The organism is Nocardia nova, assembly GCF_002933465.1.
GTDB lineage: Bacteria > Actinomycetota > Actinomycetes > Mycobacteriales > Mycobacteriaceae > Nocardia > Nocardia nova_B.
In genome coordinates, this window is sequence record NZ_PSZE01000006.1 from 91,947 (window position 1) to 102,603 (window position 10,657).

The window sequence follows — 10,657 nt, forward strand, 5'->3', positions numbered from 1 at the left end:
CCGATGGAGCCGGTGCGCCGGGTGGTGCAGCGCGGGCTGTGGTTCGAGGAGCTGGAAGTCGGTGTGCTGTACGAACATCGGCCCGGGCGCACCATCACCGAAGCGGACAACGTCGCGTTCACCACGCAGACGATGAATACCCAGGCGCTGCATCTGGACGCGGCCTTCGCCGACGGTCTGCCGCCGTTCAATCAGCGACTGGTCAACTCCATGCTCACACTGTCGACGCTGGTCGGCTTGTCGGTGGCGCAGCTGACGCAGGGCACCATCGTGGGCAATCTGGGCTTCTCGGAGGTCGCCTTCCCGAAGCCGATGTTCCACGGCGACACCCTGTACGCCGAAACCCTCGTGACCGCCAAGCGCGAGTCGAACAGCCGTCCGGGCGAAGGGATCGCGACCTTCGCGCACACCGGGCGCAACCAGCACGGCGACGTGGTGGCCACCGCGGTCCGCAAAACCCTGATGCGGATGCGCCCGGACGGCGAGTAGGAGCGCGGATGAACTGGGAACTCCCGGGCCCGGCCTGGCTGTTCTGCCCCGCCGACCGGGGCGAACGCTACGAGAAGGCCGCCGCAGCGGCCGACGTCGTGATCATCGATCTGGAGGACGGCGTCGCGGCCGGGGACAAGGAGGCCGCGCGCGAGGTGCTGATGGCCACGCCGCTCGATCCGGAGCGGACGGTGGTCCGGGTCAACGCGGCCGGTACGCACGATTTCGACGCGGACCTGACCGTGCTGGCCTCGACCTCCTATCGTCGCGTCATGCTGCCGAAATGTGAATCGGCGCAACAGCTCTCGCTGCTGTCGGACTACGAGGTCCTCGCGCTGTTCGAATCGCCGCTGGGCGCGCTGCGCACCGAAGAGGTCATGGCGGCACCGAATGCGATCGCCTCGATGGCCGGGGCGGAGGATCTGGTCGCCGGACTCGGCGGCAATTCCAGCCGCCGCGCCGACGGTGGTTATCGCGATGTGGCACGGCAGCTGCGTTCGACCGCATTGTTGGCGGCGAAGGCGTACGGCAAGATCGCGCTGGACTCGGTGTATCTCGATATCGCCGACCTCGACGGGTTGCGCGCGGAATCGGACGAGGCGGTGGCGGTCGGCTACGACGTCAAGGTCGCCATCCATCCCAAACAGCTCGCGGTGATCCGGGCCGCCTACGCGCCGGCGGACGAGGAAGTGGACTGGGCCCGCCGGGTGCTGGCGGAGGTGCCCAACAATCGCGGTGTGTTCAGTTTCGAGGGACGCATGGTGGACGGCCCGGTGATCCGGCACGCCGAGCGCATTCTGCGGCGCGCCGGGGCCCGGCAGACCTAGGAGAGTCATGACGCAACCGCAGTGGGAGCCCGATGCCGGGGACCTGGAGACGGCGCGGGTCGCAGACTTCGCCCGATTCGTCGGGGCCCGGACCGGACGAGAATTCGACGACTATCACTCGCTGTGGGAATGGTCGATTACCGATCTGCCCGGGTTCTGGGGCGCGCTGTGGGAGTACTTCGAACTCGGCGACCCGCCGGACACGGTGCTGGCGAGTGCCGACATGCCGGGCGCGCAATGGTTTCCGGGGCAACTGCTGAACTACGTCGATCAGATCGCCCGCCACGCCCGCACCGACCGGCCCGCCATCGTCTACGCCGGCGAACAGGGCGGCCTGACCGAGATCTCCTGGGCGGAACTGCTGGGCCGCACCGCCTCCTTCGCGGCGACGCTGCGCGAACTCGGTGTGGGACTCGGCGATCGGGTCGTCGGCTATCTGCCCAACATCCCCGAGGCCGTGATCGCCTTCCTCGGTGCGGCCAGTATCGGCGCGGTGTGGAGTGCCTGCGGGCAGGACTATTCGGCCAAGGCGGCGCTCGATCGGCTGGGGCAGTTGGAGCCGGCCGTGCTGGTCACCGCCGACGGTTACTACTTCGGCGGGAAAGCGCACGACAAGCGCGCCGATATCGCCGCCCTGCGGGCCGGGCTGCCGACCGTTCGCGCCACCGTCGTGGTGCCGCGTCTCGGCGGTGCGGTGCCCGACGCCCTGGACTGGAATGCGGTCGCCGCGCCCGAGGGCGCCGAATTGTCCACGGAGCCAGTCGGTTTCGCGCATCCACTGTGGATCCTGTTCTCCTCCGGCACCACGGGGCTGCCGAAGGGGATCGTGCACGGGCACGGCGGCGTCCTGCTCGAACATCTGAAAGCCGCTGCGCTGCAATCGGATATCGGCCGCGGCGACGTCTTCTTCTGGTACACCAGCCCCAGTTGGATGATGTGGAACTTCCAGGTCGCCGGCCTGCTGGTGGGTGCGACGATCGTCTGTTACGACGGCAGTCCGACCTATCCACACGCCGATTCGCTGTTCGACCTGGCCGCGCGCACCGGCACCACCGTGCTCGGCACCAGCCCGGGTTACGTGCTCGCCTGCATCAAGGCCGGCGTGGTGCCGCGGCGCGACCATGATCTCTCGGCGCTGCGCACGGTCGGTATCACCGGGTCGTCGCTGCCGCCGTCGTCGGCGCTGTGGTTGCGCGACAACGTCGGTGAGCGGGTGCAGGTGAACTCGATCAGCGGCGGCACCGATGTGGTGTCCGCGTTCATCGGCGGCGTGCGCACGGTGCCGGTGTGGCCGGGCGAGCTGTCCGTGCCGTTCCTCGGTGCGGCGGTGGATGCCTGGGACGAATCGGGCCGCTCGGTGCGCGGCGAGGTCGGGGAATTGGTGATCACCGCGCCGATGCCGTCGATGCCGGTGTCGTTCTGGCACGATCCCGACGGAAGTCGCTATCGCGCAGCGTATTTCGAGATGTTCCCCGGCGTCTGGCGGCACGGCGACTGGATCACCGTCACCGACCACGGCAGTATCGTCGTGCACGGCCGCTCCGATTCGACGCTGAACCGGCACGGCATCCGAATGGGTTCGGCCGATATCTACCAAGCGGTGGAACAACTTCCGGAGATCGCCGAGGCCCTGGTGATCGGCGCCGAACAGCCCGACGGTGGTTACTGGATGCCGCTGTTCGTCACCCTCGCCCCGGGCGCCGAACTGACCGACGAGCTGAAACAGCGCATCGCTACGACGATTCGCACCGAGGTCTCGCCGCGCCACGTCCCCGACGAGATCATCGCCGCCCCGGGCATTCCGCACACCCGCACCGGCAAGAAGCTCGAGGTGCCGATCAAGAAACTGTTCCAGGGTGCGGACCCGGATCGGGTGGTCGAACGCAGCGCGGTCGACAATGCGGATCTGCTCACCTGGTACGCGGAGGTGCCGGCGCGGAAACGGGCGACGTAGGCCGAGCCGCGCAAGGGTGGTCTGCTGTTCGCGTGGCCGCCGAGTACGCGCGACTCACCGCATCGGGGCCGCGGGCGATCAGGCGGCGAGCTCTCCGGCCTCCTCCACCGACAACCGGCCGTCGACCATGCGGTAGACCGCGTTCATCCGATGCAGGTGGGTGCGGTCGTGGGTTACCAGCAGGGTGGCGGCGGCCCGGGTGTGCACGACCTCGAGGATGAGGTCGATGACGGCGGCCCCGCGTTCTTGGTCGAGGGCACTGGTCGGCTCGTCGACAACCAGCAGCGCGGGGTCGTGCATGAGGGCGCGGGCGATGTCGACGCGTTGCCGTTGACCACCGGACAGCTGAGCCGGGCGCTTCTTCTCGTGGCCGCTCAACCCGACCGCGTCGAGCAGGCCCATGGCCTTGTCACGTGTTCGGCGGCGCAGGCGCGGTGAGACGACGGTGTGGCCGCCCAGGTGCTGCATCACCTCGAGTTGTTCGACCGCGGTGAGGGCGGGGATGAGGTTGGGCTGCTGGAAGACGATCCCGATGCGTTCGCGGCGCAGGGTGGTGGCCTCGCGCCGGGACGCTCGGGCGAGGTCGACGCTGCTGTCGTCGGTTTCGAGCAGAATCCGGCCCGAATCCGGACGCACGAGCGTCGACACCGTGGCCAGCAGACTCGATTTGCCCGATCCCGAGGGGCCGGTGATGGCGGCGATCTCGCCGCCGCGCACGGTCAATGACACCCGGTCGAGGGCGGTGATGCGGCCGGCGCCGTCGGGGAAGGTGAGGGTGAGATCGGCGACGGTCAGGGTGGTGGTCATCGAAAGCTCCTGTGCGGTAATCGAATCAACGAGATTGGTTGAGCGCGGTGAGCGGGTCGGTGGTGGCCAGGAAGCGCAGCGCGAACACCGCGCCGAGCAGGCCGAGCCCGATCAGGGCGAGTGCGGGCACCACGGTCGTGGCCGCGCTGAGCACGAACGGCACCGCCCCGCCGATGAGGGCCCCGGCCAGTGCGGTCACCCCGACACCGACGCCGACACCCAGGAGCAGCACGATCAGCGCCTGCCCCAGTGCGTCGCGAACCAGCGCGGTCGTGGTGGCGCCCAGCGCTTTCAGCGTCGCGATGTCCGGGGTGCGCTGGATGGTCCATACGGTGAAGAACGCGCCGATCACCAGGGCTGAGATCACGAACAACATCACGGTCATGAGGGTGAGGGAACCGTTCTCGGCCCGATACGACCCGATCGCCTGCAATGAGCCGTCGACGCTCGTGGTGCGGGTGTGCGCGGCGGCGTTCACCGCAGCGGTATCGGGCACGCCGGAGGCGACCAGAATCGTGGCGGCTGCGCCGCGCGGATCGAGTTGCTGCCACTCGGACAGCGTCGTCCAGACCACCGGGGTGTGCGCGTACCAGTCGTCGTTGCCGATCCCCGCGACCGTGAAGGTCCGGGCGCCGATCGAGATGCGGTCACCGGCGGCGGCCGAGAGCTCGTCGGCGGCGGCCTTACTCAGCACGACCGTCCCGGGGGCGGTTGCCGCGTGATTGCCGAATGCCTTGCCGTCGACGCCGAATATCGCCACCTGAGCCGGCGCGGATCCCGCACGGACGGCCTGGCTACGGCTGATGCCCACCGGATCGACGGTTCCCCCGGCTCGCTGCCAGCGCTCGACCTGTTCGGCGGTCAGGGCGGAGGAATCGAACGACGGGTCGGCGCCGGTGTCGGCGAATACGACGCTGCCGCCGGACAGCCGTTGAAGTGCGGAGACATTCTGGTGTGCGAGACCCGCCGTCAGTCCGCTCAGAAAGCTCACCAGCAGTGCCACCATGGTGACGACCAGGGTGATGAGGAGGAATCGACCGCGGGCGGCCCGCAGATCTCGCAGTGCGACGAACATGATGCCACTCTCGCGATACGACGGCCTGGTCGCATCGCCATCGCGGACACGTTCCGACCACCGACGGTGGGGCCGGCACTCCACCTTTCGATGGATCGGCAACCTCGCGGGTGCGGCCGTCGACGGCCGCGTCGCCGAGGACGCGGCCCGGCTGCTTCGATCCGGTGTTTCAGGCCGGATCGCCGGATTCGCTAGCTCGGGCCATCACCGGAACATACCGCCGCGTCCTCGATCGCCGGGGCGGGCGGGCGGCGCGATATGCCCGGACGGGTGTCGGGCGTTCCAACTTTCGAACGATGCCGACGCGGTAACCGCGCATAAGCTGGCAGCGTGCACCGCTCCCCGCTCACCCCCGTATTCGCCGCACTGCAGGTCGGACTGCATGTGCTGATGACGGCGCTGGTGGTTGTGGTGATGGTGCGAGCAGCCGTTCCCGGCGACGACGGCGCGCGGCCGACCGTCGCGGTCATCGTGCTGGCGGCGCTGTTTCTTGTCCTCTACTTCGCCGGTGGGCTGCTGCGGGGGCGTCCGGTCGCGGCACGGGTGTGGCTGGGTGGGCTCACGGTGCTGTGGCTGGCGTTGATCGTGCTGGCTCCGGAGGCCGTCTACCTGGTGTTCGGGCTGTTCTTCCTCTATCTGCATCTGCTGCCGCGACTGTGGGGACTGGCCGCGGTCGTCGCCGCGACGGTCGTCTCGGTGGTCGGCTGGGGATTGCACGAGGGGTGGACGGTTCCCGGAATCGCCGGGCCGGTACTGGGTGCGATCGTCGCCATCGCGATCGGTCTGGGCTATCGGGCGCTGTTCCGGGAGGCGGCCGACCGTCAGCAGCTGATCGACGAATTGCTCTCCACCCGGGCCATTCTCGCCGAACGTGAACGCACCGCCGGTCGGCTCGCGGAACGGGAACGGCTGGCGCAGGAGATCCATGACACCGTCGCCCAGGGGCTGTCCAGCATCCAGATGCTGTTACATGCCGCCGAACGCGATGCGCCGGATCACCCTGCGGTGCAACAGATCCGGCTCGCCCGGGAAACCGCCGCGGACAATCTGGCCGAGGCCCGGCAGTTGATCGGCGACCTCACTCCCGCGGTACTGGAAGGACAATCGCTGAGCGATGCGCTCGACCGGATCGCCCGGCGTGCCGAGGGGCCCGGACTGAGCGCCCGCACCGTGGTGGAGGGGACGCCGATGCGGCTGCCGATGCCCGTCGAGGCCGCGCTGGTGCGGGTGGCGCAGGGCGCGGTGTCGAATGTCGTCCGGCACGCCCGCGCCGACCGGATGCGGATCACGCTCACCTACGGTGACGATGCCGTCCATCTCGATGTCGTCGACGACGGTATCGGCATCGATCCGGCCGTATTCGGGCGCGGCACCTTCGGCCTCAACGCCATGCGCAGCCGCGTCGAACAGCAGGGTGGTGTCATGGAGGTCGAATCCGAACCGGGGCATACGGCGGTCACCGTATCGTTTCCGCTGCACGACTCGGAAACCATTGCTGCCGAACTGATTTCGCGTGAGGACAGATCGTGATGCGTCTTCTGCTGGCCGACGATCACGCCATCGTCCGCGCCGGATTGCGGGCTCTGCTGGATTCCGGCGAGGACATCACGGTGGTCGGTGAGGCCGCCACGGCCGAGGAGGCCGTGGCGTTCTGCACCACGACCAGCGTCGATCTGGTGCTGATGGACCTGCGATTCGGTCCCGGCAAATCCGGCGTGGACGCGACCCTGGCCCTGCGCGCCCTGCCCGATCCGCCGAACGTCCTGGTCGTCACCAACTACGACACCGACGCCGATATCCTCGGCGCCATCGAGGCCGGCGCCTGCGGCTACATCCTCAAGGACACCCCGCCGCCCGAACTCCTCGCCGCCGTGCGCGGGGCCGCGGCAGGGGAGAGCGTGCTGTCCCCCTCGGTCGCCTCCAAACTGATGACCCGCGTCCGCAAACCGGACACCACCCTGAGCGCCCGCGAGATCGAGGTGCTGCGCCTGGTTGCCGACGGTCATTCCAACCGCGACATCGGCAAACAGCTGTTCCTCAGCGAGACGACGGTGAAATCCCATCTGGTGCATATCTATTCGAAGCTGGGCGTGAAATCGCGGACGTCGGCGGTGGCGCGGGCACGGGAGCGCGGGGCCATCTGACGCGCGAGCGCGGGGCCATCTGACGCGCGAGCGCGGGCCATCCGAGCCGGGCAGAGCCAGCCGGGCCGCGCCGACGCCGGTCGCGGCACTGTCCCTCGGCGCGTGTCGGGGCCCGCGCACACGCCGCCTCTTTCTAGGGTGTGCTCATGCCTTCCATCACCGATCCCGAAGTGCGGGAGTTTCTCGCTGCCGGCACTCGTACCGGCAAATTGGCTCTGGTCGCGTCCGACGGCCGCCCGATCGTCAATCCGGTGTGGTTCATCCTCGACGGCGACGACCTGGTCTTCAACACCGGCAAAACCACCGCCAAGGGCAAGGCGCTGGCTCGCGACCCTCGCGTCGCCCTCTGCGTGGACCTGGACGAACCGCCGTACGCCTACTTCCAGGTGCAGGGCGTGGCCACCCTCTCCGAGGATCCTGCCGAACTCCTGCGCACCGCGACCGCCATCGCCGCGCGGTACATGGGCCCGGACCGCGCCGAGGAATTCGGCACACGCAACGCCGTCCCCGGTGAGTTGGTCGTGCGAGTACGCCCGCACAAGATCCTCGGTGGGCTGAACATGACCGGATAGCCGGACTGGGGCCGGAAGAACTCAGCGACGCCGGGCGTATTCGGCGGCCGCGGCCCAGTCGACCAGTACGCAGGCTTCCTCGCCGACGGTCCAGGCGTCGTGGCCGGGCGGGCACTGCATGAAATCTCCCGGGCCGACCTCGCACTCGGTGCCGTCGTCCATCCGGATGTGCATCCGCCCCGAGATGCAGTAGCCGATGTGGGAGACCTGGCAGCTGTCGGTTCCGGCGATCGGCTTGACGTGCGTGGACCAGCGCCAGCCCGGCTCGAAGACGGCCCGGCCGACCGCGCCGGAGGGTGCCTGCACGACCTCGAGGCGCCCGCTGCCGGATTCGAATTCCCGCGTCTCGTCGGCCGAGTCGAAGTTCTTCACCAGTAGGGCCGCATCCGGCGTCCCCATATCGTCCTCACGCACCAGGTCCAGATTGCGGAAGACCGCCGGCTCGTCGCACAGTGCGGCGAGGGTTTCGGCGAAGCCGGTCGTCTCGGGCAGCGCGGAATTCGCCATGGCCTGCTCGTAGGAGGGGAATTCCACGATCTGCAGGTAGGTGTCCGGATGGTCGCGGTCCCGGGTTTCCATACTGTGCGTCGCCGAGCGCGTGCCCTCGGTAGCCGTCAGCCACCGATCCAGCGTGCGATTGAACTCGTCGAGCTGCGAGGTCTTGAACTCGATGGTCTGAACGAATTTCGTCATCGTGCTCACCTTCGGAGTTGTGGATGACCCCCGCGCATGATCTTACGCCGCGCGGCACCGCGCGGAGCCGGCGAATCGAGCAGTGATCTGTCCCTGCGAACGGCACCGAGACCGCCTGCGGGCTACCGAACACCGCCGTTGAGCAGGATGGCTACGTGGTTGAAAAGGCTTGCACTGCAACAAGTTCGACATGCGGTCCAGCTGCTCGCTTCGCACCTCCACTGTGGGTGTGTGCCGCGAGGACCACCCATCCTTCGGTTCCACCGTTCCGAATGCACCCCGTGGGACAATGGGGCGACCGTGAAGACGAGGCGAGGAGCTGAGGTGACAGCCTTTTCGTATCCGCAACGGCTGCTGACGCTCTCCGATTTCGTGGCGCTCCCCGAAGACGACCGGCATCGCTGGGAGTTGCAGGAGGGGGTACTCGTCGTGTCGCCGTCACCGACACCGGCGCACAATATCGCCGGCGCGCAACTGTATATGCAGTTGTTCGCGCAGCTGCCGGACGATCTGGTGGCCGTGCCGGACGTCGACGTCGATCTGGGGTTGGTCCCGCCGGACGAACCCGCCACCGTCAGGCGACCGGATCTGATCGTCGTGACGCGTGCCGAACTGGAACGAGTCCGTACCTCCGGTGGCATTCTTCGCACGTCGGAAGCGGTGCTCGTCGTCGAAATCGTTTCCCCGGGCTCGCGTCGCACCGATACGGTGACCAAGCGCAGCGAATACGCCGAAGCCGGCATAGCGCACTACTGGATCATCGACCTCAACGAGCCGCTGAGCCTGTTGGTATTCCGGCTCACCGAAGAACTCGGATATGTGGACGAAGGCGAAGCGACCGGAACGTTCCGGACCACATCGCCCTGCCCGCTCACCATCGAGCTTGGCCGGCTGGGCTGAGGGTTGCGGGATCGGGCGGGCACCTAGACTCCGGGCATGACCGTGCATTTCATCGGAGCGGGTCCCGGGGCGGCCGATCTACTCACGCTGCGGGCGGTGGCGCTGCTGCGGGAATCTCCGGTGTGCCTGTATGCCGGGACATATCTGGATCCCGAGGTGCTCGCGCACTGCGCGCCCGAGGCGGAGTTGATCGATACCCAGGGGCTGGATCTGGACGAGATCGTCGCCCACTGTGCGCGGGCCGACGCCGAGGGTAAGGATGTGGCTCGGCTGTGTTCGGGGGATCCGTCGATCTATTCGGCGTTGACCGAGCAGGCGCGACGGCTCGACGGGCTGGGCATCTCCTGGGATGTGACGCCCGGGGTGCCGGCCTATGCGGCGGCCGCCGCGGCCCTGGGCAGTGAGCTGACGGTGCCGGAGGTGGTGCAGTCGGTGGTGCTGACGCGGACGCAGGCGCGCTCGACCGCGATGCCCGAGTCCGAGGCACTGGGACATTTCGCGCGGACCCGGGCCAGTCTGGTACTGCATCTGGCGATCACGCGAATTCGGGAGCTGGCCGCGGAGCTGGCGCGGGAGTACGGCGCCGACTGTCCGGCCGTGGTGGTCTACCGGGCCAGTCAGCCGCAGCAGCGGATTTTGCGCGGGACGCTCGCCGATATCGCCGGCCAGGTCGAGGCGGCCGGACTGCGGCAGGCCGCGGTGGTTCTGGTCGGGCGGGCGCTGACCCCGGCGCTCGACTGTGCGCAGTCACATCTGTACGACCCGGGACGGGAGCGGCACCCGGTATCCGGACCTGGCGCGTGAACCCCTCGCGCACGGCGATTTCGGTCACTCGCGACTGGTGATTCCCGGCGGTTTCCCAGGGCCGAATCGAACCCCGAGGAGGCGGGGACAACGGAGTGCAGTGGTGATGTCGCAGCGCTATCGCCCTTCTTGGCTGATTGCCGGTACCTGACGGTAGATTGGTTCGGTGTTCATCAGCGAATCTCGAAACGAGGCCGATCCGTGGCCGGTGGGTGTGGTCGGGCCCATGTAACAAGATCGGCCCGACGGACGGATAGGTCCTATGAACATTTTTGTCTGATTGCAATCGAAGTGAGCCCCGAATGCCGGACGCCACGCTCGAATGAGGTGGGCGTCGGCATCGGTGTGCCATCGGGGAGCGCTGCGTGGCGTTCCGGAAGCGAGGTTACGGG

Annotated in this window: 11 protein-coding genes; 8 read left to right on the forward strand and 3 right to left on the reverse strand. The window is 68.2% G+C overall.

Translation table 11 applies throughout. The features are described from left to right. Positions 1–3: 3 nt before the first annotated feature. From C5E41_RS09605 to C5E41_RS09615, 3 genes are read left to right on the forward strand one after another with little or no spacing between them, the layout of a single operon-like run. Entirely contained in the window at positions 4–489 is a 486-nt protein-coding gene (locus C5E41_RS09605; protein WP_104375600.1) for a MaoC family dehydratase, read from the forward strand. Positions 490–497: 8 nt separating this feature from the next. Then, complete coding sequence (locus C5E41_RS09610) at positions 498–1,316, forward strand: HpcH/HpaI aldolase/citrate lyase family protein (protein ID WP_104375494.1); 819 nt, start codon at positions 498–500, stop codon at positions 1,314–1,316. Between the two features lie 7 nt (positions 1,317–1,323). Further along, positions 1,324–3,270 carry an acetoacetate--CoA ligase gene (locus tag C5E41_RS09615; protein ID WP_104375495.1) on the forward strand — a complete coding sequence of 649 codons (1,947 nt, stop codon included), beginning with the start codon at positions 1,324–1,326 and terminating at the stop codon, positions 3,268–3,270. 78 nt (positions 3,271–3,348) lie between these two features. Here C5E41_RS09615 and C5E41_RS09620 read toward each other — a convergent pair whose 3' ends face one another. Beyond that, a complete protein-coding gene (locus C5E41_RS09620; RefSeq protein WP_104375496.1) occupies positions 3,349–4,077 on the reverse strand; it encodes an ABC transporter ATP-binding protein in 729 nt (242 codons plus the stop codon). A gap of 25 nt (positions 4,078–4,102) precedes the next feature. Then, complete coding sequence (locus C5E41_RS09625; protein WP_104375497.1) at positions 4,103–5,152, reverse strand: ABC transporter permease; 1,050 nt, start codon at positions 5,150–5,152, stop codon at positions 4,103–4,105. A gap of 330 nt (positions 5,153–5,482) precedes the next feature. On the opposite strand from C5E41_RS09625, the gene C5E41_RS09630 reads away from it, so the two are divergent. The 3 genes from C5E41_RS09630 to C5E41_RS09640 all read left to right on the forward strand — a co-directional run bounded on the left by C5E41_RS09630 (position 5,483) and on the right by C5E41_RS09640 (position 7,868). Then, positions 5,483–6,682, forward strand: a complete 1,200-nt coding sequence (locus tag C5E41_RS09630; protein ID WP_181063179.1) for a sensor histidine kinase — start codon at positions 5,483–5,485, stop codon at positions 6,680–6,682. Then, positions 6,679–7,296: a response regulator gene (locus C5E41_RS09635; protein WP_104375498.1), complete on the forward strand. Its 618-nt coding sequence runs from the start codon at positions 6,679–6,681 to the stop codon at positions 7,294–7,296. Before C5E41_RS09630 ends, C5E41_RS09635 begins: the two co-directional genes overlap by 4 nt. A 146-nt stretch (positions 7,297–7,442) precedes the next feature. Further along, positions 7,443–7,868, forward strand: coding sequence for a PPOX class F420-dependent oxidoreductase (locus C5E41_RS09640; RefSeq protein ID WP_104375602.1), 426 nt, complete (start codon positions 7,443–7,445; stop codon positions 7,866–7,868). A gap of 21 nt (positions 7,869–7,889) precedes the next feature. Here C5E41_RS09640 and C5E41_RS34935 read toward each other — a convergent pair whose 3' ends face one another. Then, the gene (locus tag C5E41_RS34935; protein ID WP_258080861.1) at positions 7,890–8,561 is read right to left on the reverse strand and encodes a cupin domain-containing protein; all 672 of its coding nucleotides are present in this window, start codon (positions 8,559–8,561) and stop codon (positions 7,890–7,892) included. A 324-nt stretch (positions 8,562–8,885) separates the two neighbouring features. On the opposite strand from C5E41_RS34935, the gene C5E41_RS09650 reads away from it, so the two are divergent. After that, the gene (locus C5E41_RS09650; protein WP_063031825.1) at positions 8,886–9,461 is read left to right on the forward strand and encodes a Uma2 family endonuclease; all 576 of its coding nucleotides are present in this window, start codon (positions 8,886–8,888) and stop codon (positions 9,459–9,461) included. Positions 9,462–9,497: 36 nt separating this feature from the next. After that, positions 9,498–10,265 carry a precorrin-4 C(11)-methyltransferase gene (cobM, locus tag C5E41_RS09655; RefSeq protein WP_104375499.1) on the forward strand — a complete coding sequence of 256 codons (768 nt, stop codon included), beginning with the start codon at positions 9,498–9,500 and terminating at the stop codon, positions 10,263–10,265. Positions 10,266–10,657 lie beyond the last annotated feature (392 nt).

Excerpts from the sequence above, each read along its gene's own strand:
- C5E41_RS09605 (WP_104375600.1), top strand. The coding sequence starts at position 4 with ATGGAGCCGGTGCGCCGGGTGGTGCAGCGCGGGCTGTGGTTCGAGGAG.
- C5E41_RS09640 (WP_104375602.1), top strand. The coding sequence starts at position 7,443 with ATGCCTTCCATCACCGATCCCGAAGTGCGGGAGTTTCTCGCTGCCGGC.
- C5E41_RS09625 (WP_104375497.1), bottom strand. The coding sequence starts at position 5,152 with ATGTTCGTCGCACTGCGAGATCTGCGGGCCGCCCGCGGTCGATTCCTC.
- C5E41_RS09620 (WP_104375496.1), bottom strand. The coding sequence starts at position 4,077 with ATGACCACCACCCTGACCGTCGCCGATCTCACCCTCACCTTCCCCGAC.
- cobM (WP_104375499.1), top strand. The coding sequence starts at position 9,498 with ATGACCGTGCATTTCATCGGAGCGGGTCCCGGGGCGGCCGATCTACTC.
- C5E41_RS09615 (WP_104375495.1), top strand. The coding sequence starts at position 1,324 with ATGACGCAACCGCAGTGGGAGCCCGATGCCGGGGACCTGGAGACGGCG.
- C5E41_RS09610 (WP_104375494.1), top strand. The coding sequence starts at position 498 with ATGAACTGGGAACTCCCGGGCCCGGCCTGGCTGTTCTGCCCCGCCGAC.
- C5E41_RS34935 (WP_258080861.1), bottom strand. The coding sequence starts at position 8,561 with ATGACGAAATTCGTTCAGACCATCGAGTTCAAGACCTCGCAGCTCGAC.